At 37.8% G+C, this 24400-nt stretch carries 22 protein-coding genes and 1 riboswitch; of the genes, 7 read left to right on the top strand and 15 right to left on the bottom strand.

Going from position 1 to position 24400, the window contains the following annotated elements:
• Positions 1-504 precede the first annotated feature (504 nt).
• The 4 genes from ACDZ29_RS15430 to ACDZ29_RS15415 all read right to left on the bottom strand — a co-directional run bounded on the left by ACDZ29_RS15430 (position 505) and on the right by ACDZ29_RS15415 (position 6161).
• A complete protein-coding gene (locus tag ACDZ29_RS15430) occupies positions 505-2331 on the bottom strand; it encodes an APC family permease (protein ID WP_375088094.1) in 1827 nt (608 codons plus the stop codon).
• Positions 2332-2470: 139 nt separating this feature from the next.
• Positions 2471-2620, bottom strand: a riboswitch (cyclic di-AMP (ydaO/yuaA leader).
• Positions 2621-3043: 423 nt separating this feature from the next.
• Complete coding sequence (locus ACDZ29_RS15425; RefSeq protein ID WP_289323890.1) at positions 3044-3499, bottom strand: GtrA family protein; 456 nt, start codon at positions 3497-3499, stop codon at positions 3044-3046.
• On the bottom strand, positions 3459-4481 hold the full coding sequence (locus tag ACDZ29_RS15420) for a glycosyltransferase family 2 protein (protein ID WP_289323889.1): 1023 nt from the start codon (positions 4479-4481) through the stop codon (positions 3459-3461). Before ACDZ29_RS15420 ends, ACDZ29_RS15425 begins: the two co-directional genes overlap by 41 nt.
• Positions 4482-4496: 15 nt before the next feature.
• A complete protein-coding gene (locus ACDZ29_RS15415; RefSeq protein WP_375091150.1) occupies positions 4497-6161 on the bottom strand; it encodes a DUF6044 family protein in 1665 nt (554 codons plus the stop codon).
• 179 nt (positions 6162-6340) lie between these two features.
• On the opposite strand from ACDZ29_RS15415, the gene galU reads away from it, so the two are divergent.
• The 4 genes from galU to ACDZ29_RS15395 all read left to right on the top strand — a co-directional run bounded on the left by galU (position 6341) and on the right by ACDZ29_RS15395 (position 9640).
• Positions 6341-7201, top strand: coding sequence for a UTP--glucose-1-phosphate uridylyltransferase GalU (gene galU / locus ACDZ29_RS15410; protein WP_375088093.1), 861 nt, complete (start codon positions 6341-6343; stop codon positions 7199-7201).
• A 375-nt stretch (positions 7202-7576) separates the two neighbouring features.
• A complete protein-coding gene (locus ACDZ29_RS15405) occupies positions 7577-7717 on the top strand; it encodes a bacitracin ABC transporter ATP-binding protein (RefSeq protein ID WP_289323886.1) in 141 nt (46 codons plus the stop codon).
• A gap of 255 nt (positions 7718-7972) precedes the next feature.
• A complete protein-coding gene (locus tag ACDZ29_RS15400; RefSeq protein WP_375088092.1) occupies positions 7973-9367 on the top strand; it encodes a cytochrome P450 in 1395 nt (464 codons plus the stop codon).
• A 99-nt stretch (positions 9368-9466) separates the two neighbouring features.
• The gene (locus tag ACDZ29_RS15395) at positions 9467-9640 is read left to right on the top strand and encodes a hypothetical protein (protein ID WP_289323883.1); all 174 of its coding nucleotides are present in this window, start codon (positions 9467-9469) and stop codon (positions 9638-9640) included.
• 27 nt (positions 9641-9667) lie between these two features.
• Here ACDZ29_RS15395 and ACDZ29_RS15390 read toward each other — a convergent pair whose 3' ends face one another.
• On the bottom strand, positions 9668-9826 hold the full coding sequence (locus ACDZ29_RS15390; protein ID WP_375088091.1) for a YjcZ family sporulation protein: 159 nt from the start codon (positions 9824-9826) through the stop codon (positions 9668-9670).
• 418 nt (positions 9827-10244) lie between these two features.
• Here ACDZ29_RS15390 and ACDZ29_RS15385 point away from each other — a divergent pair, with 418 nt between their 5' ends.
• From ACDZ29_RS15385 to ACDZ29_RS15375, 3 genes are all read left to right on the top strand, one after another.
• A complete protein-coding gene (locus ACDZ29_RS15385) occupies positions 10245-11576 on the top strand; it encodes an amino acid permease (RefSeq protein ID WP_375091149.1) in 1332 nt (443 codons plus the stop codon).
• 386 nt (positions 11577-11962) lie between these two features.
• Positions 11963-12640, top strand: coding sequence for a FadR/GntR family transcriptional regulator (locus ACDZ29_RS15380; RefSeq protein WP_289323882.1), 678 nt, complete (start codon positions 11963-11965; stop codon positions 12638-12640).
• Between the two features lie 56 nt (positions 12641-12696).
• The gene (locus ACDZ29_RS15375; RefSeq protein ID WP_375091148.1) at positions 12697-13881 is read left to right on the top strand and encodes a CynX/NimT family MFS transporter; all 1185 of its coding nucleotides are present in this window, start codon (positions 12697-12699) and stop codon (positions 13879-13881) included.
• A gap of 731 nt (positions 13882-14612) precedes the next feature.
• Here ACDZ29_RS15375 and ACDZ29_RS15370 read toward each other — a convergent pair.
• From ACDZ29_RS15370 to ACDZ29_RS15325, 10 genes are all read right to left on the bottom strand, one after another.
• Positions 14613-16109 (bottom strand): BglG family transcription antiterminator, encoded by a 1497-nt coding sequence (locus tag ACDZ29_RS15370; RefSeq protein WP_375088090.1) that lies wholly within the window; start codon positions 16107-16109, stop codon positions 14613-14615.
• Positions 16110-16954: 845 nt separating this feature from the next.
• Complete coding sequence (locus ACDZ29_RS15365) at positions 16955-17167, bottom strand: hypothetical protein (protein WP_375088089.1); 213 nt, start codon at positions 17165-17167, stop codon at positions 16955-16957.
• A 74-nt stretch (positions 17168-17241) separates the two neighbouring features.
• Complete coding sequence (locus tag ACDZ29_RS15360) at positions 17242-17421, bottom strand: hypothetical protein (protein WP_370014018.1); 180 nt, start codon at positions 17419-17421, stop codon at positions 17242-17244.
• A 127-nt stretch (positions 17422-17548) separates the two neighbouring features.
• Positions 17549-18709 carry a DegT/DnrJ/EryC1/StrS family aminotransferase gene (locus ACDZ29_RS15355; RefSeq protein WP_375088088.1) on the bottom strand — a complete coding sequence of 387 codons (1161 nt, stop codon included), beginning with the start codon at positions 18707-18709 and terminating at the stop codon, positions 17549-17551.
• A 12-nt stretch (positions 18710-18721) separates the two neighbouring features.
• Positions 18722-19345 carry an acetyltransferase gene (locus ACDZ29_RS15350; protein WP_370014016.1) on the bottom strand — a complete coding sequence of 208 codons (624 nt, stop codon included), beginning with the start codon at positions 19343-19345 and terminating at the stop codon, positions 18722-18724.
• Positions 19346-19485: 140 nt separating this feature from the next.
• The gene (locus ACDZ29_RS15345; RefSeq protein WP_375088087.1) at positions 19486-20070 is read right to left on the bottom strand and encodes a sugar transferase; all 585 of its coding nucleotides are present in this window, start codon (positions 20068-20070) and stop codon (positions 19486-19488) included.
• Positions 20071-20298: 228 nt separating this feature from the next.
• Positions 20299-22110, bottom strand: a complete 1812-nt coding sequence (locus ACDZ29_RS15340; protein WP_375088086.1) for a polysaccharide biosynthesis protein — start codon at positions 22108-22110, stop codon at positions 20299-20301.
• 26 nt (positions 22111-22136) lie between these two features.
• Positions 22137-22868, bottom strand: coding sequence for a tyrosine-protein phosphatase (locus ACDZ29_RS15335; RefSeq protein WP_289323875.1), 732 nt, complete (start codon positions 22866-22868; stop codon positions 22137-22139).
• A gap of 56 nt (positions 22869-22924) precedes the next feature.
• A complete protein-coding gene (locus tag ACDZ29_RS15330) occupies positions 22925-23566 on the bottom strand; it encodes a CpsD/CapB family tyrosine-protein kinase (protein WP_289323874.1) in 642 nt (213 codons plus the stop codon).
• A gap of 89 nt (positions 23567-23655) precedes the next feature.
• On the bottom strand, positions 23656-24351 hold the full coding sequence (locus ACDZ29_RS15325) for a YveK family protein (RefSeq protein WP_370014011.1): 696 nt from the start codon (positions 24349-24351) through the stop codon (positions 23656-23658).
• Between the last annotated feature and the right edge of the window lie 49 nt (positions 24352-24400).

Genomic DNA, 24400 nt, shown 5'->3' with positions numbered 1-24400 from the left:
TAAGTTCCAATCTATAGCGAAAATGTCATTAAGTCTTCTTTTTAATATGTTCGCATTTTTTGAATTGAACCTTGGTAATTTTATGAAGTGTTCAAAAACCACCCTTCCGTTCCAATGTCCAACTTACAGAACACTTGACTCTCTGTAAGTTTCTAGGGTGAAAATAAAAAGAAGCAAACCCTATCAAGGTTTGCTCAGCTTGTCGACAAAAAGGAGTTCGGAATGGTCTCATCCCTAACCATGATTTAATAAAATGGTCTTTACTGTTTTATGAAACCCCCAATAGATTGAAGAAATTTGCGACACTCCTGCCGAATAACTGGCTAGACGAGCACCAGAAACGCTTGCGGCGAGGTGGCTTGGCATACAGTCGGCGGGATAGGGAGCGGATTTCTGAAAACAACTGGAACGTTTTTTAAAGAAAAAAACTGTAGGCAAATTCGCTTTCTTCGAATTTACCTACAGTCTGAGCAAACCTGATCAAGGTCTGCTTCTATTCTTAAATTACTTCTTCAAATGATATGGCACTGTCGTAATAACTACATTTCTTCTATAAAGTAAGTAGGCACGGATCAGTAAACTTGATTGGTTATGAAGAATATTGTGCCATCCCTTCTTCGGAATGAATTGCGGGATGATCACTGTAACTTTATAGTTAGATTCACTCGCCTTATGTTCAACTGTATCCACAAACTTAGTTAATGGCTGAATGATGCTTCTGTAATAAGAGTTCAGTGTGACGAGTCTAACATCAGGCTGCCACTTTTTCCATTTTTCTTCGAATTTCTTTTCATCTTCTCTTTCAAAAGCAACATAAACGGCAATGATCTGATTTGCTGAAAGAGATTTAGCATAATTCAAGGAATTCTCAACCACATGAGTTATACCCGCCACAGGGACAAGAATGATATTCCCTTCTATTGGTAAGATGGGCTCACAAGTTGTAATCCTCAGTTGGTCACCAACTGCTTCATAATGCTTTCTAATTCGATGAAAAATTAAAATGATGATTGGTAAAAAAATCAAAACAGACCATACCTGGGTAAATTTGGTTAAAAAGAATATCATCGTGACGACCAGGCTAATAATGGCACCAATTGAATTAATGGTTAATTTAACCACCCAGCCTTTTGGCTTTTCGCGGAGCCATTTAACGATCATCCCGGTCTGGGACAGCGTAAATGGTATAAATACCCCTACAGCATAAAGGGGAATTAGATTTTCTGTATGTCCTTTAAATGCGACTATTAAGATGATAGACGCAAGCCCCAGTATGATAATTCCATTGGAATATCCTAATCGGTCCCCTCTAATCGTAAACGCCCTTGGTATGAATTTATCCTTTGCAAGATTTACCGCAAGCAGCGGGAATGCCGAATAGCCAGTATTTGCGGCCAGTATCAAGATCAATGCAGTCGTACCTTGAATGAAGAAATACATGAAATTCCGTCCAAAGATTTCTTCAGCAATCTGCGAGACGACCGTGACCTCTGCGCTGGGAACAATGCTTAAATAATAGGCTAAGAATACGATTCCCGAAAATAATACAGCTAGTAAGGACCCCATCGCTATTAAAGTTTTTGCAGCATTATTCGGGGCTGGATCTTTAAAGTTCGGGATCGCATTGGAAATCGCTTCGACTCCTGTCAATGCGGAGCTGCCTGATGCAAATGCTCTTAGCAGTATAAATAAACTAATGCCCGCTACCGGGGTCCCAATTGGCGCGTGCAATTCCGGTGAAACTCCACCTGTCAAGATCTTGTATATTCCTACACCAATCAAGATGAACAATGCTAAAACGAATAGGTACACCGGATAGGCCAAAACAGAGGCCGACTCCGTAACCCCCCTAAGATTTAGGATCGTAAGTAGAATGACGAAAATGATGGCTATGCCGACATTATATGAATGCAGGCCTGGAAAAGCGGACGTGATGGCATCCGTTCCTGCAGAAACACTTACAGCGACAGTTAATATATAATCGACCAATAAGGATCCTCCAGCTATCAACCCTGGATTGATGCCTAAATTGTTTTTTGAAACCACATAGGCTCCCCCGCCATGGGGGTAGGCAAAAATGATTTGTCTATAGGACAAGATCAAGGCCGTTAACAGGATCAATACCCCGATTGCTATCGGGATTGAATACCAGAATGCCGCGGCACCGACCGTGATGAGAACGATCAATATTTGTTCAGGTCCATAAGCAACCGAAGACAATGCATCAGAAGATAGGATGGCCAAAGCCTTAGTTTTGTTTAGCTTTTGCTCGCCAAGTGCATTTGATTTTAAAGGTCTCCCTATCAAGAACCTCTTTATAGAAGATAACATCAAGTATTCACCACCATATTTTAGTTATAAATTTATGTTCCCCCAGTTATTGCAAAAAACAAGACGAAATAGAAAAATGCCTACAAGTCATAGCTAAATAGACCTGTAGACATCAATTTTTTTGTCTGACAAGCTCCACCTTCCTTCTCATATAACGCTTACGAGGTTAGCTGTCGGATTCGGACCTAAGAGTAGCCCTACCTTTACCTTGAAAGGATTCACCCCTTGGATTGAAAAACAATCCCTATAACGGGTCCCCCGTACCATTAGGTTTAAGCGATTTAGAAATATGAAACTGTTGATTATCATACTCCCGTGAAATGGAAAAGTAAATGAAAATTTTACACGGAAAAAGAATAATTTATTGTTAGTGAGGTTTTGTTCATGACGTATACTACATAAGTCATCAAAACAAATGATTGAAGGAAGGAAAGAGGTGAATGACATGTCTAAAAAAGAAGAAAAAAAACAAATAATATCTGATGAAAATTTTCAGGTCAAAGCATTAACGGATCAATGAACAATATGGCTGTCCACAAAAATGAAAAATCATCAGCCACCACGGAGACAGCGAAAAACGAAACTGAATACCTATCTAGTCAATCAACTAATTCGCTTTCCCACTAAACAGATCTGCCCCCGTTTGGATAGTCAACTTTAATTTCCATCCAATCAGAGGGCATTATTCATTATTCCTAATGATCCACTCTAATTAGTTCCTTCCTTCTTGAATTGGTCTCAAATTACTTTTCTTAAAGACAAAGTATTTCTGGCCAATATAGTTAAGTACTGTATAAAAGATTGTTCCAATGAGTACAGCCACATTTTGCTGTATGGATAAATGAACGAATCCTTCCATCGATTCTGCAATGGCCTGTCCTAAAGAATAAGCGGCGGAATAACAAATCAGGATGACGCAAAAGAAACGGGCAACTCCTCTCCGCAAGTCTATATCGCTTTTAAAGGTAAATGTCCTGTTCAACAGAAAACTCGTTACAGCTCCCGTACCATTGCCGAAAAAGGTGGAGATCCAGTAAGATAAATCAAGAACATTCATGAGAAAAAGCATGATGGAAAGTCCAACCGCTGTATTGACTATTCCAACCAATAAAAAGCGGATAAAGGAATTAGTGTGTTTTAGATAGTTTTTCAATACTGTTCCGTTCATTGTCTAGTTGCTCCCGTTTTGTTAAATCGAGCGGATTAAATAGATCCAGATCAACAATATATTTAGGCCGGCGTTTGGATTCATTATATATTTTACCGATATATTCCCCAATCAAGCCGACAGCAATCAACTGCAGTCCACCGATCAACCATATGGAGGTAATTAATGAGGTCCAGCCCGTTTCGGTCTGTCCATAAAACTTTAACCATAAAAAGTATGACCCAAAGAGTAAGCTAATGAAAAAAGAAAGACATCCTAGCCATAATACAAGCCGGATCGGCGTAACTGAAAAAGAAGTAATGCCATCAAGCGCAAAGGCAACCATCTTCTTTAATGGATACTTCGTTTCCCCAGCCAATCTTTCTTTTCTGTCATAATAAACAGAGTCCGTCTTGAACCCAATGAGCGGGACGATTCCCCGTAAAAAAAGATTCGTTTCTTCAAACTGTTCCAGCTCCACGATCGCCCTTTTGCTCATTAGCCGGAAATCGGCATGATTATAGATAAGGTTAACCCCCATCTTGTTCATCAATTTATAAAAACCAGTTGCAGATGTTCGTTTAAAAAATGAATCAAGGTCCCTTTTCTGGCGGACACCATATACAATTTCACAACCTTCATTGAATTTCCGAATGAATTCAGGGATGACTTGAATATCATCCTGCAAATCTGCATCAATGGAAATCACACAATCCGAGGCTTCATTTGCTGTAAACATTCCTGCCAGAAGTGCATTTTGATGACCTGCATTCCGGGAAAGCTTTAGCCCACGAACAAATTCATTGTTAATCGTTTCTTTATAAATGATCTTCCATGTTTGATCTTTGCTTCCATCATCAACCAATAGAATTTTACTTTTATCGGATACAACGTTTTCTTCGACTAAACCCCTCACCAATCCACAAAGTTGGGAAATGGTATCCTGCAAAACGCTTTCTTCGTTATAACAAGGTACAACAATCGTTACTATCGGTGAATTCACAATATTCCCCCCTTTTCACGTGACTCTGTATAAATGAATTTTCCAGATACTTCCTTTCTTTGTGAAAATCCTTTCTAGTACCAACCCGTTTTCCTTCGCATTGTTGATTGGTATAGCAGAAAATATATACTTGCCACCTAACCCTTTATACGCATCGACATTAAGTTCCAAATTTTCTAGCTCTTTCTTCGAGCCTTTCTTGAACATATAATGCTTCCCAAGCTCATCGGTAAATAGGTAACAACGCCCTCCCCATTCATCAAAGTAGATTTTGATGTTTTTATTCTTAGCCAATTCGTTTTCAATTATTTGACGAAATTGATGTTTGTAAGTAAGCGGATAGAAATTGTTATAGCTATCAAGCGTGTAAAACCCATTAAATTGGGCAATCGCAGGATGTAGGCCAATGCTCGCTACCCGATATTCTTCCTGTGGAAGGCCAATATGATCTTTTATTTCTTGAAAAAGACTTTCTGCATAGAACTCTTTAAAAGATGGTTTTTTATTGTGAGTGATTTCTTCATTGAAACCCATTAAGATCATAATTTGAACGGCTATGAATATTGAAAGGGTTTTCTTGGCATAATCGCTGTGCTCCCAGATGATTTTTATCGCGAGGGCAAACCCCAAGTAAATCACCATCGGCCTTAAAAAGTGAAATCTGGCAAAATTAAAGGTATCCAAGGTGTGGAACCTTTCCGTTAAAGGAAGCCAGCCTTTATAAAACCAAAATGCGTACCACGCGGAAAGCATAAAATTCAAGCCGAACAAAAAAACAAATATCTTTTCCTGTCTCCATAGCTTTTTGGTCAAAATGATATAAAGGGCAAAGACTGTAATCGGCAGAATGATAAGCGCATGTACAGTCATGACATGCGTATGTCCAAGGACGAAATTTTTGAAAGTAAGCTTGATGACCCACTCGAGCGGCAGCCTTGCATGAAAATATTCATCTCTGCTGTTCGGCTCCGAATCAAAAATGAAGGAAGCGACCAGCCGATACTCGACCAGACCAAAAATGACCGTCATATACACGATTGAAAGTAGAAACCTTAAATCCCACCCTTTTTTCCTGATCACATCCGATATCCAAAGGAAGCCCATTGCAACAAGAAAAAAGAAAAAGCCAAGCACGATGCTTGAATAAAGCGGTAAAAGTGTAAGGACCAAATAATTCTTCCACGAATGGTCCTTGCTGCGGATATTCAAAAAAGCCCAAAGGGCTAGCGGCATCCCAAGAGTACTGAGCATTCCCGATGGCCAAAATGGGGTAAGGGCAAAGGCCAAGGATGTTCCAACCCTAATCCATCCTGATTGGCGCCCTGTAACCAAATGTTTTTTTAATAGGATATACATACCAAAGAAAGCAATGAATCTTGTTAATGCCTGGCTTATTGCATATGCAACCATTGTCGGGAAAAGTGCATACAGCCACACGATGATACTGAATTCACTGCCAAACGCATTTCGTGGCAGCCCATTCATAATCTGTGGAATTTTGGCGTCTATTGCACCGAATAATTCACCGCTCTCAGAAAGCACTTTATACCAGGCAATGTTGGAATCCAAATTATCATGTACACGAATATGCGCATTTTCTCCAAGGATGAATAAAGGGGAAAGATATAAAACAATGACAAGTAAGGCAAAAAGGATTTGTTTTCTCTCTTGATTTTCAATTGGCAAAATATACACCTCTTGACCAAAATTCATATATCAATAATATTTGCTTCAATGGTAAATCTATTCTTTTTCAGGGATTTATTTTAACCTTTTTTGATATAGGTCAACCAATGAACACATAAAATGAACGGTAGAACGAAAAGCGAGATAAAAGAACCTTAAAAAGGGGCTGGGCTATGATAAAGAAAGCCGTGATTCCAGCAGCCGGTTTAGGAACACGATTTTTACCCGCTACGAAAGCTCAACCAAAGGAAATGCTGCCGATTGTCGATAAGCCGACCATTCAATATATTATCGAGGAAGCGGTACAATCAGGGATTACAGATATTATCATCGTTACAGGGAAAAACAAACGTGCCATCGAAGATCATTTCGATAAATCCATTGAGCTTGAAATGCTTTTACAAAAGAAAGGACAAAATGATCTGCTAAAGACCGTGGAGAACATTTCCAATATGGTGGATATTCACTATGTAAGACAAAAGGAACCATTGGGTCTGGGGCATGCAGTTTTATGTGCCAAAACGTTTATTGGAGACGAACCTTTTGCAGTCCTGTTAGGTGATGATATCGTGGATAGCCGGGTCCCAGCCTTGAAGCAGTTAATGGAACGGTATAACAAGGTTCGAGCGAGCATTATCGGGTGTAAGGAAGTGTTACCTGCCGATGTATCCAAGTATGGGATTGTAAATTTTCAAGAACAATATGAGGATTTATTTCTGGTAAAAAACTTAGTGGAAAAGCCAAAAGTTGAGGAGGCACCCTCAACACAGGCGATTATTGGCCGATATATTTTATCGCCTGCCATTTTTGAAATCCTCGAAACCGTACAGCCAGATCCTAAGGGGGAAATCCAGCTTACCGAAGCTTTGGATCTTTTGCTAAAAAAGGAACCATTATATTCGTATATCATTGAGGGACATCGATATGACGTCGGGGATAAATTCGGCTTTCTTCAAGCATCAATTGATTTCGCCATGAAACGACCTGAACTTCGTGATCAGCTAATAACATATTTAAGACAGTTGTTTCCTTAATGAAGTTAATATAGCTCATGCCCAATTACCAAGAAGTGATTGGGCTATTCTCACATCTTCTTGAATTCCTGTGATTTCACCCGTAAAAAAGACATCTTCCACAAGCAGTCCTCTTAGATACCTTTGTCTAATTAGCTCCACCTCCCTTTCATATCCGTTACGAGAGTAGCTGTCGGATCACCCCATTGATTGTAAAATGAACCCAAAAACATATACCCCGTACCATAAGGTTTAAGCGATTTATGAATATGAATGGAAAAGCCCGTGAAAATTTGCACAGAAAAAGAATAATTCATTGTAACTGAGGTTATGTTGATAAGTATCTTTCATAAGTGATCCAAACACATGATATCAGAAAGGATTGTAGAGAATCACATGCACAAAAAAACAAAAAATCCGATAATATCCGATGAATTTTTAGATCAAGTGGTTAAGGAAATCAATGAACAATTTGGTGGACCCATTAATGAAAAAAATGATCATTTCCAACATGGAAACGATGAAGAAAGAAGTTAAGCTCCCTATCAATACAAAAAGTTTACTCTGCCGAGAACCGATTCCCACATCTTCTTAATCTAAAGCTCTCATAAAAAACTCTGGCGCTATTTTCCCAGAGTTTTTCTATGGTTTCTGCAAGTTTACTTCTTTTCATTTCTATATATAGCCATATTTATATTATCCGCCCTTTCTTTATCGACTTGTCCAAACCGATTTAGTTTATGCTCATAGAATGATTATATGGAATTATTTTAAAGAAAGGGGGAAAACAACTTGAGCCAAACTGATGGTGCCTTCCGTGATTCTCCAAAAGTTCCAAATGGAAGGCTGATTTCCGGACATACAAAGGAATTTCAAACAGATCCCCTCGGCTTTCTTACCCAATTGGCCAAGGAATATGGGGAGGTTGCTAAATTCCGTTTAGGACCATTCCAAAATGTTTACCTCGTTTTAAATCCTGATCTAATAAAAGAAATACTCGTAACAAAACAAAAATCCTTCGTCAAATCAAAGGACTTCACTGTATTGAAACCACTTCTCGGTGAAGGTCTACTTACAAGTGAAAAGGACTTTCATATGCGTCAGAGAAGGCTTATTCAACCCTCCTTCAAAAAGACTCATATTAGCCATTACGCCACGGATATGATTGATACCACAATGGATTATATATCAACTTGGAAACATAACGATGAACGGATTATCACGAAGGATATGTTGGACATCACTCTCGGGATAATCAGCAAGACCATGTTCAGCATGGAATTCAAAGATGGCTATGAAATTGTTGGGAAACCGCTGGAAACAGCTTTAAGAATCGCAGTCAAAAGGATGAGATCGATTTTCCGTATGCCATTATGGGTACCAACTAAAATCAACCGTCAATATAAAAAGGCGATACAAAGACTTGATAAAGTGATTTATGGAATTATTGAAAAACGGAAGAACGATACAGGAAAACACGAAGACATGCTTGGAATCTTGATGGATGCCCGGGATGCCGTAGACGGATTAGGAATGACAAACCATCAGGTACGTGATGAGTTAATGACTATTTTTCTTGCAGGTCATGAAACTACAGCAAATGCTCTTTCTTGGGCACTGTACGCACTTTCGCAGCATCCTGAAGTTCAAACTAAACTTTTCAATGAAGTGGATAGCATAATCGGTTCTCGGAAACCCGAGCCTGACGATTTCATGAAATTACAATATACTCAAAAGATCATTCATGAAACACTTCGCATGTACCCGCCACTTTATATCTTATCCCGGGATGTGTCGGACGATGTTGTAATAGGAGGATATCACTTTAAAAAAGGCACTATGATTCTAATAAGTTCTTATTTGATGCAGCATAATCCAGAGTATTTTGATCAACCTGAATCTTTTATTCCTGAACGATTTGATAACAACTATTTGAAAAGCCTGCCTGCGTTCGCTTACTTTCCCTTTGGCGGAGGGCCGCGGGTTTGTATTGGCAATCATTTTGCCATGATGGAAGCGGTGCTTGTGCTGGCCTGCATTGCTCAACGATATAGGATTCAGATTGCACCTGACCATCATGAAGTAACCCCCCTTCCGTCCCTTACGCTCAGACCTAAGAGTGGGTTGCGCATGGTAGTAGAAGAAAGAAATACAGAATCCTTCGAACCTGGAGCATCCTTGATCTAATGAATATGAATTATCCCCCATGAACAAGACATTCATATCAGTAAAGCCTAGGAATAACTCCTTTATGAGACTGGCCTTTTTTGAAAGGAGGGATGAAAAATGTATATGCTCCATTCACCAAGGATTGGTATCATCCACACTGAATTGCAATATTTAGGGATGGCCTCGCAGGTATATACCGGTTATTTGGAATTTCTAAGGGAAATTGACCCGGTACAAGAAACCGAAAACCTACAGCCGCTTCCTCTCACCTTTTTATATGAGAACGGGTAGTCTCATTAGCTAGCCTGCTCCAACACCTTATATGTCATAGAAAAACCGACCTATCAATGTCGGTTTTTTGTATTCAGCAGTATGTTCCATAACCCGGGGCATCGCCGCCGCAACCAAAAGGATAAACAAAACGACTTTAAAGGCGAAACCTCCGCCATATCGAAAACCGCAATCACAGCCTGACATATATGAACATTTCCTAATTCGTTTTTATAGAAGGACTTGAACTGGTTAAAACATCTTATTCACCGTCAAACAAAATGACAGTAATCATGCAATATAAGGGAATTTTGTTTGCTCGTGGCACTTGTTTAATTCAGCCATTTAACTTCCGATCATTTTTTTATAAAATGCCTACATCTCTTAAAAAATCACCTATCAGGTTAATTTTTCATAAAATCCAAGTACTTTTAAGATAATAAAGGAGAATCTTTCTTTACTGTTAAAAAATAATTTTCCGTTCCCCTGCTTAAATTGACATTTTCCCGAATCGTGATATATTAACATAGTACTTTAGTACGTAAAAGCGTTCATTAACAGAAGAACTTTTAATTTTACTGAAATTAACATTTTATTAAAATAGCGAAAGAAAGGCATGAATAAAATGGAAAAGACTCATCAAGATTTAAAAAAGGGTTTATTGCCTAGGCATGTCCAATTTATTGCTTTAGCCGGAATGATAGGGACAGGGATTTTTAAGGGGAGTTCAGATACATTAAATATGGCAGGTCCAAGTGTCGTGATAGCCTATTTAATAGGGGGACTTTTGTTATTTATTGTAATGGCGGCACTAGGAGAGATGGCTACCGCTTTTCCTAATTTGAATGTACAGCATCTCATAAATAAAGCTTTTGGGTTTCAACTATCCTTCATTGTCGGATGGCTCTATTGGTTTAACTGGATTATCGTGATCATTGTAGAAATAGTCGCAGCCGGGAGCTTTCTACAATATTGGTTTCCTTCAATACCATTATGGCTGTTAAGTATACTTTGCGCTGCAGTAATAATAGGAATAAATTTGTTTCAAGTAAAATACTATGGTGAACTCGAGTTTTGGTTTGCAGGTATAAAAATAATAACTTTAATTGCTTTTATTATTTTGGGAGCTTTGATCATGTTAGGACTTTTTCCTAGTTCGGCTTCTTTTTCTAATTACACGGAGCATGGGGGCTTTTTCCCCAATGGAATTGATGGAATGTTAAGTGCACTTTTGGTTGTAATGTTTTCATATGGGGGTGCAGAATTAATAGGTGTAGCCGTCACGGAAACAAAAGATAGTCAGCGAGTCATACCAAAAATCATTAAAGGAACTGTATGGCGGGTGATTCTTTTTTATGTCTTCCCAATTTTTATTATTTGCGGGGTTATACCTTGGAACCAAGTAAGCACTGAAGTAAGTCCTTTCGTACAGGTTTTCAGCTTATCAGGACTTCCCGGAGCAGCTGATATTATGAATTTCGTCCTTTTAACAGCTGTCTTATCAGCTGCAAATTCAGGGATATACGCTACCTCAAGGACACTGTTTACTCTTTCCCAGAACGGCGAAGCCCCTAAGGCATTTTTAAGGACAACTAAAAAGGGAATCCCGCTTAATGGTATATTTTTAACTACATTATGTATATTGGCTGGTGTGTTTTTATCCTATTTGACACCTGATCTGATATTAAGCTACCTTATGGCCATCCCTGGCTTCACAGTTTTATTATTATGGATCAGTATTTGTTCCGCACAATTGAAGCTGCGTAAACAATACAAAGGCAAACCAGGTTTCCGGGTAAAATGGTACCCATATCCAACCATATTAGCTATCATAGCCTTGAGCATCATCTTTTTAGCATTCATCTTTAATAAGCAAAACATAATCGGGACCACTGTATGTCTTGTAACTTTGGGAATATTTATCCTTCTCTCTTTTATTGTCAAACAAAAAAAATAGAAATATTATAAAATCCCTGAATTTTAATATCTGGGATTTCAGACTGTAGGCAAACTCGATGAAATCGATTTTGCCTACAGTTTTTTTAAAGTTTGTACAATTTGGACGTTGATTGGAACTACAGGCACTCGCTTTCCGCGGGCTAGACGAGACCCCGCAGGCGCTTGCTTTGATGCGGCTTGGCAGACAGTCGGCGGAAAGGGAGCGGATTTCTGAAATCAACTGGAATTTTATCTATTGTCCTAATAAGACCTTTTGTCCTTTAAGCAGCTAAAGTTAAGGATGGAAATAAACTTGGTTAAAAATACTCCCTATGCTCCATTTTCAACATACATATGTTAAAATAACCAATGAACCAATCATCCTACAAATTCGAGGTGTGAATATTGACCATATCTAAAACAAATCGCTTATCACTTGTAGAGCAAGTGGTTTCCCAAATTGAATCCTTAATCCAATCAGGCGAATGGCAAATTGGAAAGCAGATTCCACCTGAAATGGATTTGATCCAACAGTTCGATGTAAGCAGAAATACATTAAGAGAAGCTGTACGATCACTTGTTTATGCTGGTCTTTTAGTAACGAAACAAGGAAAGGGGACATTTGTAAGGTCATCAAGTACCTTGGGGGCTGCATTTCAAAGAAGGATTCAGCAGTCAAGTTTATTGGAAACATTAGAGGTCCGTCATGCCCTTGAAAGAGAGGGAGCCCAGTTAGCGGCATTAAGACGGAACCAAGAAGATATAGAACGATTGCGGTTTTATATAAATGCATGCAGTGAAGCTGCTGAAGCAAAGGATATCAAGGCTTACGAAGAAGCGGATATACAGTTACATAAATCGATTATGGGTTCATCACATAATGATTTATTGATTGATTTATACGAACATATGGATGACTCCCTGCATGATTCCATCCATCAGATAGTCGAGATGAGTTCTGATGCGAACCTTCATTTGAACATTCATTGTAACCTAGTAGATGCCATCATTGAACAAGATGTGAACCGGGCAATCGAAACAGTGAATGAATACATTGCACAATTCAAGAAATCTTTAGAGTAAGTAAGGAGGAGATTATGGGCATTCATCAAGCGGCAAATCAACTAGAACAAACCAAAATGGATATTAAACCTAGATTTGGACTACTCATCATCGGGATCATTCTCCTTGGGGCCAATCTAAGGGCTCCCTTAACATCGGTTGGCCCCCTTGTCACTTCGATCCGTGATAATTTGGGGATATCCAATACACTATCAGGTTCATTAACGACATTACCTTTGCTTTCTTTCGCATTACTATCACCATTTGCACCTAGGATAGCACGGCGTTTTGGAATGGAGCTCACCCTTTTCCTATCTTTGATATTATTAACGATTGGGATTGGGGTACGCTCCGTTGGCGGAGTGCAGACATTGTTCATAGGGACCATTTTAATCGGGTTAGCCATCGCAATGGGCAATGTATTGTTACCCAGTCTGATTAAACATAACTTTGCCAGGAATATCGGTTTGATGACAGGGACTTATGCAGTGTCCATGAATTTATGTGGCGCAATAGGTTCCGGGATCAGCATTCCCATTGCTTCTTCATCAGGATTGGGATGGGCTGGTGCCCTTGGATGTTGGGGGATTTTATCTCTTATTACAATTTTCTTTTGGATGCCGCAATTAAGACGGCCATTCAAGTCAGGTAAGGATGTACAATCGGCTCAAAAGTTTAAAAAGATTAACTTATGGCGTTCTGGTTTAGCCTGGCAGATCACTTTTTTCATGGGATTGCAATCTTTTATCTTCTATACAGTCATTACCTGGATGCCGGAAATCCTGGAGCAAAAAGGCCTTAACGCTGATGAAGCTGGTTGGATGCTATCCATCATGCAGCTTGCAGTCATTCCTATAACATTCATTGTGCCAATTTTAGCTGGCCGCTTACAAAGTCAGCGTCTGTTAGTGGTCCCACCTGTCATCTTCCTTATTACAGGGATATTCGGCATATTGTACGGCAGCACTCTATTCATCCCAGTATGCATGATATTGATCGGGATTGGAGTCGGTACCATATTCAGTTTATCCATGATGTTCTTTAGTCTTCGAACACAAAATACCCATGAAGCTACAGAATTATCAGGAATGGCTCAATCATTCGGGTACCTCTTATCTGCCATTGGACCAATATTATTCGGATTGCTTCATGACGTTACACACAGCTGGACAATTCCCTTATTAATGTTGGTAGTAATATCTGCACTTATATTTATTGTTGGAATGCGTGCAGGGAAAAATGAATATGTTACAACTCAATAAATTTTGTTAAAACAACCTTAAAAAAAGAGAACTGTCACACATTATTTGAACAGTATAAAAAGTTCCTAAAGGAAATGGCCCAGGTATTGTACCTGGGCCATTTCCTTTAGCAGCCACTGATAGCGGCGGTGGTGCAAACTCTTTCCTCCGTTACAGCATTGCACTACAGGTTCATGATTTGCTGTCAAATCGTTAAAGAGACACAATCTTTCAACGGACACCCAGTATTTTGATCCAAAATTACAATTGTGGATGACCTTAGCAAATATGTTGGAAATATCACTAACCCTTTTCGGTCCGAATATTTAATTAAAGAAGGAATGCAGCCTATAGTTGAGCTTATTTTACCATTTAACATCATTTCAAAATTCAAGCTGGGAAGAAGGGAAATGTTTTGGATTCGTTCACTTTCTGATCTCAGATATCGCTTCCGTGATAAAGGTATCAAAAGGGTATCCATTCGTGTTTTAAAATTTTGAAAATAAGAGAATGATCTGTGGTTTAAATTGGGAAGTGAATGTTTGGCGTTTTCACTTTGGTCATTTGGTGCTCCCTTATCTATTGTAAATGATATCAACCCTTAAACTTCTGTCAGATAAGTAATGCTTTTCACCTTCCCCTTTGGAGAAAAAAAAATGACCAAGGCTTAATGACGAGGTAGTTTATTAGCTGCATATTACTGTTTAGGGGTAAAAGGACATAGTGATGAAATTAAATGTTGAAGACTAACCTCAATCAATATCTTCTTCAAATGGATATAAGATATTAGGGTTTAAACCATACCTATCAATAAAATTCTTTCGAGTGAACATCTTGATTTCTTTTAATTCAGAAGGAGTTGGAAATGAAGAAACTTTATAAACAGGAATGTGCTCAATATTAATTAACTGCCCTAAATCCGTGGTTATTAAAATATCAAAACCATTTTTTCTGAAAAGTGAATCTATATCGGAAAAATCCATTACATAAATATTAAGCTGGTTTCCAAAATGATGTTTTAATACCTCACGAATATAATCTTTCTCTACATATGAACGACAAATTAATGCTGTCTCTATAATCATCTGGTTTTTTTTTCTTAAGATTGAAGCTTGGACCAACATGAATATTTCTAATATTTCTATATTTTCAAAAGAAATAGTAAATTCTTCCGAGATATATTTTGCTATTTCTTCAATAATTCCGAATAACGGGTTTTTTTCAAAATAAGGAACGAATTGTAAAATATTATTTATTCTGGTATCTGTTTTTAATTGAAAATCAAAGGAGATCCCACGAAGAGTTTGCGCAAATTCATACATGAAAATATCGTCCTGAGAAACATCCAACCCAATTTTTTTAGATAAATTACTTAGAAATTGACTTAAAGGCTTACCGCTATCCGAATTAAGTTTGGAACGAATGTACCGAAGCTCTTGGGTACGGTTTAAAGACATTTCTTCGCTCATTAGATATAAAGAAAGAAATAAAATTTCTCGAATCTGTTTCTCCCTATTTGGACATTTTTCCATGAACTTGAAAAGTTTCTTTGATATTTCAAATGCTTTGGATGTTTCATTTTCATCAATTACCACTCTTGGGAATGTCACAAAACTATTATGTGTTATGCGAATGTTAGAGATATGAAGGATTATCGCTAGTCTTTGTATTGCACCCATATGCAAAGAAGTTGAATGTTCCTTCAATAGCTCCAATAGAGTGTCTTGAAACTCCTTAAGATCAAAAGATGTAATAAAGTCATTTAAATTGCCCGACATATACTCTACATACTGCATGATGAATCGCCTAACCTTTTTTTCATCCCCAACAATTTTAAAAGGACTATTCGATAATTGAACTTCGGCACTTTTTAATACTTCTTCTATTTTCTCTAACTGGCGGTACACTGTAGAGCGACTAATATGTACTTTTTGAGTAATGTGTTTTATCGTTACTCCATTGTTAAAAAGAATTAATTCCAAGGTTTGAAAATAGGTATTTTCGCTTTTAAGATGAAACCAAAGTTCTTCCAAGGTGCCGTTTTTAGGTTTCAATAATCTTACGCCCTGAACTTCATTCTTTTCAATTTTCCATTCAGGTGGAAGATTGGAACTCATATGTAATATATCCCGCCATAAAGTGCTTTTCGAATAACCTGTTTTTTTTGATAGTTCGTTTAAACTACACCAGTTATCCTCATAAAATAAATGATACAGCAGTTTTGAATAACGGTCATTAAATCGATTCATACAATCACCTTTAACTTTATTGATTTTCATATATTCTTATTATAACTATCGATACATACGATTGAGTATTAATACCTAATTTTCATAAATCCCACACACATTTTCAAAATAACAGAAAACACACACTACTTACTACCTAAATTTACCACAACTTTATTCCAGCGTCGTTTCATATACGGTACAGAAAAATCAATTTTTGAAACTTATCCGAGCTTGGACTCCCATATAGGTATCAGTAAAACACTCTTTCCAGTTGATAACCTGCTCGAAAATTGACTCACTTTTAGATATTTTTGAGCAACTGCATGACCATCGAATACTATCCCAAGCTTTGTACAGTTAAGGAATTAGAAAGGTAATGATAATATCCTATTACGAATAGTGGTTATATATAATTGGATTAGTAATAAAATTCCAAACTAGCAATGAAGCATTTCATTTTAGAAACCATCCATTTTACAACATCCGTATGTTCTTTACAAAAAAAACCATCCTTCTTTTATCGAGGATTTGTAGAGAGACACTATTAAAAGAAATGCATTTCCTCCTGGTGGAAAAGTTAAAAATTCACGGGAGTCTTCTATTTTGGAGAGGAAGAACACGAATGCCAAGTTAAATACATTCCCAAAAAGATTTAATATAATATCGATAGATGTATTGTCTTTTTATGACCTTATAGTTGATGCGGTAAGTCATAACATAGGAATAAGTAAAGCGGTAAATAGATAATAAACAAAGGAAAGAAAAAGACTGTGGAGAGTTTCTCGACAGCCTGACCAACATCCGGAGTGGTGTGTCAATTTCTATTCTATTTTAGAAACAATAAAATAAAATACAACCCTTACTCATCGATAGTCATAATGGGGCACTTTTTGTGAATTCTCTGCATAATGAGGGTTTGTCTTCTTCAAATGAGATATATGTGCCAATTCGAATTTACCATGCTTACAATCAAGTGAAAGAAGCTCGACTTTTAAATCATTTCTATAGATGTAAATAATTTTATATCCACTTGATTTATAAATCACTTTATCACCGATCTTCATAAGCACGCTCATTTCTATTATAGATTTAAACAGGCTTCCAAAAATGAAACCTTTTTTCGGAAGGAAAAGGTAATATCAGGTACTATTTATCCAGAATCTTCATTATTGAAAACGATGGTATGAAGCTCTATGGCTTTTATATTTTCAACTAGTCTTTTTCTTGTTTTTTCAATCTCTCTGCAATTCAAACCATTTCGCCTATGTTTATTGGATAAACAAACTAACTTGTCGATATCTTGATAAATCTGTTTAAAGGTAATTCTCATATTTTGTTTGGCCTCCTTTTTCATTGTAAGGAAGTTTAAATACTGTTAAAGCGGACTTAGTTTATATCAATGAAAAATGTATGTCACGGTCCTCTAATGATTTGACTCGTATGACACGACGAAAAATTCATCGAGCTATTTTGGACGGTTCAATTACTTCCTTTACGATTTTCACAACCCGCTCTTGATCTTCTAATGTCATGCCGGAACCGGATGGTAAACATAGACCTTGTTCAAATAACATAGTTGAAATGCTTTTATCGCCGCTTTCTGAAAAAAATGCTGCATCTTTAAAGATGGGTTGTAAATGTAATGGTTTCCAGACAGGCCTTGATTCAATATTTCTTGCTTCTAACGCATTAATCACATCACTGTAACGTACTCCAGTAATTTTGTCGTCTATTGTTAAAGCCGTCAGCCAGCGATTCCCCATCGTATCTTTTAACTCGGGCATGAAGGTGATGCCTGCTATGTTTGCCAACGACTTTTTATACCGAGCAAAGATTTCTCTCCGTGCTTTTACACGCTCATCTAATACTTCCAATTGGGCACGGCCAATTCCAGCTAGAATGTTACTTAAACGATAGTTATATCCAATTGCGCTATGCTGGTAATGAATGGCTGGGTCACGTGCTTGAGTAGATAGATAGAGAGCTTTATGCAAAAAATCTTCGTTATTTGAAACAAGCATGCCCCCACCAGAAGTTGTAATGATTTTATTGCCATTCAACGAATAAATCCCTATATCACCAAACGCTCCTGTTTGCTTCCCCTTATACGTACTACCAAGGGATTCTGCGGCATCCTCAATCAAAGCAACTTTATATTTCCTGCAAATGCTCTTGATCTCATCCACCTTTGCACTCTGACCAAATAGATGCACTAAAATGACAGCCTTTGGAATTTCCCGTTTTTTCCTAGCGTCTTCAAATGCCATTTCCAATGCTTTAGGAGACATATTCCAAGTATCTGATTCAGAATCAATAAAGACAGGCTTCGCCCCTTGATATACGATAGGATTTGCACTGGCTATAAAAGTTAATGAAGAACAGAATACGGTATCACCACTGGTGACTCCCAATACTTGCAATGCCAAATGAATGGCTGCTGTCCCTGAACTTACTGCCAATGCCCCTTTAGTGCCTGCATATTTGGCAAATCCTTCTTCCAAAGCATTTACGTTCGGTCCTAGAGGCGCAATCCAATTTGTCTCGAACGCTTGGCTAACGTACATTTGTTCATTCCCGCTCATATGAGGAGGCGAAAGATACAACCTTTTATACTCCATCCCACACACTCCTTATTTTATTATCCTTGCTGGGGACCCAACAGCGGTAGATGCATGAGGAATGTCTTTAATAACGGTCGATCCGGCCCCAATCGTACACCATACACCTATCGTGATGTTTGGTATAACGGTAGATCCAGCCCCTATCAAGGTTCCAGTTCCGATCATGACAGCTCCAGTCAGGGTTGCACTAGGAGCTATATGGATAAAGTCATTAAGCTGAGTATCATGCTCAATGACAGAAGACGTATTAACGATGACGTGATTCCCCACTCTCGCGTCCGCGTTCAAGACGACATTCGGCATAATGACTGTTCCTTTTCCTATCGATACATTTTCACCCACTACAGCAGTGGGGTGAATGACTGTCTCATAATCCATTACATCTAAATTCAGCTCGTTTACGATTTTTAACCTTAAATCATTCCTGCCTATCGCAATAATTACCTTACATTCAAAATGGATAAACAAGCTTTTAAAGCATAAGATGGGGCCAAGATATATATTTCCCTTTTTTTTCAGCACTTCGTATTGATCATCCAAAATAGCCATGAGCCGATACTCACCCGTTGCTTCAATAATATCTTGCACAACTTTTGAGTGCCCGCCTGCACCGATTATTACGATTTTCTTCAATTTAAATCACTTCTCACTCATCTAATTTAGTGTTTCTTTAAGATAAATATCTACAGGAGTTAGAGGTTTACTGGTGTTCCCTCCAGGTTCAAAACATTTGAGTTATATTGGTAAATGGTCAATGAACTTCATTCATCCTACTATCCAACAAATTTTCGGGTTGTCACATGCCCTTCTTGGGTAATGGCTTCTTGTTTACATACCTTAATCAAGGTAAGATATATGATCTTCATATCCAGTAAAAAGGATTGATTTTCTACGTACCAGACATCAAGCTCAAACTTTTTCTCCCACGAGATTGCATTGCGTCCATTCACTTGTGCCCAACCTGTCATTCCTGGACGGACATCATGCCTCCTTGCTTGTTCGGCAGTGTATAATGGGAGATATTCCATTAATAACGGCCGTGGACCTACAAAACTCACATCGCCTTTGATAACATTAATCAACTGTGGCAATTCATCTAAACTTAATTTTCTAAGCAATTTCCCAAAATCGGTTAATCTCTTCTCATCAGGAACCAAATCCCCTTTTTCATCTTTTTCATCTGTCATCGTTCTAAACTTGTACAGATAAAATGATTTCCCATTAAGGCCTGGGCGCTCCTGCTTAAAAATGACAGGGGAACCTAATTTCAAACGGATGAGGATGACGATAAACAGCATAACAAGTGAACTGGATATGAGAGCCAGACAAGATATCAATAATTCAAAAGCCCGTTTCATTTTTTCCTCCTAAATCATCATTGTGGATCGTTACAAGTATAAACAAAGGAAATCTCAGATAGCTTTACAGCTTTTAATTGCTACTCTTATCGCATTTCCAATCGTTTTTTCTATTATTCTTCATTTCTCTTCACTTCTATTACATTCATTGGATAACAAGGTTGCTAGAATGTAAACACTCGCCTTACCTTCTCTAGTAATTGCTAATCATCGGGATATGAGTCATTTTCACCTAACGGGAATTTTGTTATTCGTCCTATAATTTGCTAAATTCAACACTCTTTCTTTTAACGTTTCTTCGCTCAAGACATCGTATGTTGTGATAATATCCTTTATTGCATTCCAATTTACCTCTCTTGGTTTTCCAATATGGATTTTTGGATAGATCTGATTTAAATAAACTTCATCTTCCCCAAGTAGTTCTTCGTATAATTTTTCACCTTGCCGAATTCCAGTATAGGTAATCCCAATGTCTTCAACATTGTAACCTGACAATTGGATGAGCTTTTTTGCAAAATCGACAATTTTGACAGGTTCACCCATATCAAGTACAAATACCTCTCCGCCTTTGGCCAGGACCCCTGCCTGAATGACTAATCTAGAAGCTTCGGGAATGGTCATGAAATAGCGAATCATGTCCGGATGAGTAATTGTCAAAGGTCCCCCTTTTTTTATTTGTTTTTTGAAGAGTGGGATGACGCTGCCATTACTGCCAAGGACATTTCCAAATCGGACCGTTACAAATTTAGTATGACTCGACAAACTCTTATGCTGGATCATCATCTCGGCTAAACATTTAGAAGCGCCCATTATACTGGTTGGATTTACTGCTTTATCCGACGAAACCATGACAAAAATATTCACCATGCCAGCCTCCGATGCCTCTGCAACATTCATCGTGCCTATGATGTTATTTTTCACCGCTTCTTTAGGGTTGGACTCCATAAGTGGCACATGTTTATGAGCGGCTGCATGATAGACGATGTTAGGACGATGATGGTCGATGACCTGAAACATCCTCCTGCGATCCTGAATATCTGCAATTTCAGTCACAATCTCAATGGTATCTGCATAAGCCTCAAGCAATTCCAACTCAATCGAGTAAATGCTGTTTTCACCATGTCCAAGCAATACAATTTTAGCTGGATTATATTTCATGATTTGACGACAGATTTCTGATCCAATTGAACCGCCCGCACCTGTTACTAAAATAGTACTATCAACAATCTTTTCCGAAATACCTTTATCATCAAGTTGAACGGGTGAGCGCCCCAATAAGTCCTCCATCTGGATATCTTGCAATTCATTAATTGGAACCTTACCTTGAACAATCGCTTCAAGGCTATGGACAATTTGAGTCTTTACACAAGTTTTATTGCATTCTGCAAAAATGGAATTTATTTCATCCCTTTTCAAAGAAGGAATCGCAATGACGATATGCTCAATCTTATATTCCTCAACCACTTGAGAAATATGTTTTGTTACTGCTACTACTGGTATGTTGAAGATTTCTAAACTTAGCTTCGTTTTATCATCATCAACGAATGCAACTGGGACTAATTCTATATTGCTGGATTTTAACAACTGACTAGTTATCATCGTCCCAGCAGATCCGGCTCCAACGATCAACGTTCTTTTTTTATTCGGTGATTGCTTAATGTATCGATCAAAATAAACCCTCCATGCCAAACGTGAGCACCCAATCATGGCCATATAAAGGATCCATGTAATGAAAAGTTCTCTTATATATAGAAAATTGGTAAAGTACAGCTGAAAGAAGGTAGTAATGGTGATAGCAAATGCAGTCACTTTGAATATATTGAACATTTCCCTGATACTGGCGTATTCCCAAGCCTTTTTATACTGTTTCAAATAAGCAGTAAAGAAATAATGACACACAAGCAAAATAAGCGTACTATTCAGTGCAAAAGCCGGTATTTCATCATATGGATGTAATAACCAATAACTTAAAAATACAGCGATCACAACAATCATGGCGTCCAGTATGACTAATGTGAAAAGCCGGTTATAATATGTCAAATCTACTTCTCCTCATATAAATATTTTTAATCAAACAAGAGTTCCTTAACTTTCATCCCGTACAAAACATTCTCGGCATTTTCATTAAAGGCATTCACTACTTCTTTTCCAAAATTCTTTTCAATCATCCTTTGTGCTTCCCTGATTTGAAAACCTCTGTTTCCAACATTATGAGCATCTGAAGCAATAAAATGAGTAAGACCTGAGTGAACTAAAAATTTGGAAAATCTTTTTGTTCTCCATCCGAATTTACCTGTGATGCTCCCTGCTGTTATTTGTGAATACGCCCCCTTCCAAATTAGCTCTTTTAGAAGTTGCGGATTTTTTATTATTTCCAAATTCCGCTCTGGATGAGCAATTATCGGTGTCATTCTTTTCATTTGAAGATCATAGATTAATCGTTCCGTATATCTTGGCACATGGTTTGAAGGCAGTTCGAGAAGGATGTACTGCGAACCATTCAAGCCCATGATTTTATTATTATCATAATCATCCATAAGTTCATCGGATATCCTGATTTCCTGCCCAGGCCATACTTTTAGCGGGATTTCCAGATCATCAAGTACTCGGTTTATTTTTCTAGTTTCCTCCGACACTTTTTCTTTATCATTTTCATATATCCCCCTATTATAATGAGGGGTTGCAATGATATTGGTGATTCCTTGTTCTACAGCTTTTCTCGCCATTTCTATACTTTCCTGGATATTTCCAGCCCCATCATCGATATCGGGTAAAATGTGACTATGAATATCAATCATTGGTATCCCCTCTTTGGCCTAACTACGAATGTTAAATCAAATCCAAACTGCTTATTTCATTTACCATAGTAGTAGTATTCGTCAGGATGTTTTTGTTTTTTCTTATTTAAGATTGCGCCTAAAAGCTTTGCATTTGCATTTTCAAGTAATTCCTTCGCTTTTTTTGCTTGCTGTATTTCAGTACTTCCGCTGCTAACCACTAAAACGACTCCATCTGTCATATTCGCTAGTATTTGAGCATCTGTAACAGCATTAACAGGCGGCGTATCCAGAATAACCAAATCATAATTCATCTTTACTTCATCCAACAATGTCACCATTCCGTTTGACCCAAGCAATTCCGATGGGTTAGGAGGAATGGGGCCACTTGTCAACACATCTAAATTTGGGTAAATGGAAGGTTGTACAGCATCATGTAATTTGTTTTGCTTTGATATGACATTCGTTAACCCCAGGTAGTTCTCCATGTTAAAGTTAGTATGAACACTGGGCTTTCTCAAATCCGCATCTATGATGAGGATACGTTTCCCTTGCTGTGCAAAAACTGCTGCGACATTAATTGAAGTGGTTGATTTTCCTTCACCTGCGTTTGCTGAGGTGAAAATCATGGATCTTATGTCTTTTTCCACAGCGGAAAATTGAAGATTCGTTCGGATCGTCCTATATTGCTCCACAACCGGAGATTTCGATTTCAACATAGAAATACTGCTCCTTTTCTTACTCTCCGTCATTTTATGCCGTTCATTGCGTGTCAAGCTTTTCACCTCTTGAGGTTGTGATTATAAATCTACTTTTTTCGTTTTTTTTTATTTTCCATTAAATTAACGATGCCTAGCATCGGCATCTTTAAATGATCTTCAATATCAGATTCAACCTTGATTGTATTGTCTAAAAATTCGATCAAGAATGTAAGAACTAAACTTATTACCAACCCTGCAAAACATGCGAAGATCATGTTCGTGATCGGATTCGGTTTTATAGGTGAGGAATTATCTCCTATAGTTGCATTTGATAAGACATTGACATTATCCACATTCATTAGCGCTTTTATTTCATCTTGGAAGATGTCCGTAATTGCACTGGCGACATTTACGGCAAGTTTAGGGTCCGTGCTTTCAACTTTAATGGTAAATATTTGGGAATTACCCTTACTGACGATTTCGATTTGTTCCGATAACGCTGTATTTGAAATGTCAAGATTCAGTCGATTTTTTACTTTTTCCAACATCATTGGACTTTTGATGATCTCTCCGTAAGTCTCAATCAATTGAATATTGGTTTGAATCTCACCTATATTGTAAAGTTCTGTACTTTCCTTGGATTGATTGACCAAGATTTGTGTAGAAGCTTGGTAAACAGGTGAAAGAATAAAAAAGCTTACGATACCCGTTATAGCCGTAATAAGGGTTGTGATGATAAAAATGAGTGCCATGCGCTTTTTTACCATTTGAAAAATATCGTTTATATTGAGTGTCCCACTCATTCAATCAACTCCAATCCATCTTTAAACCTTTTTCGTTTGTTCACATATT

Origin of the sequence: Peribacillus sp. RS7 (assembly GCF_041956845.1) — a bacterium.
In the GTDB taxonomy this organism is placed as follows: domain Bacteria; phylum Bacillota; class Bacilli; order Bacillales; family DSM-1321; genus Peribacillus.
The sequence above is the reverse complement of the archived record's forward strand: the minus strand, read 5'-3'. Positions and strand labels throughout refer to the sequence as shown.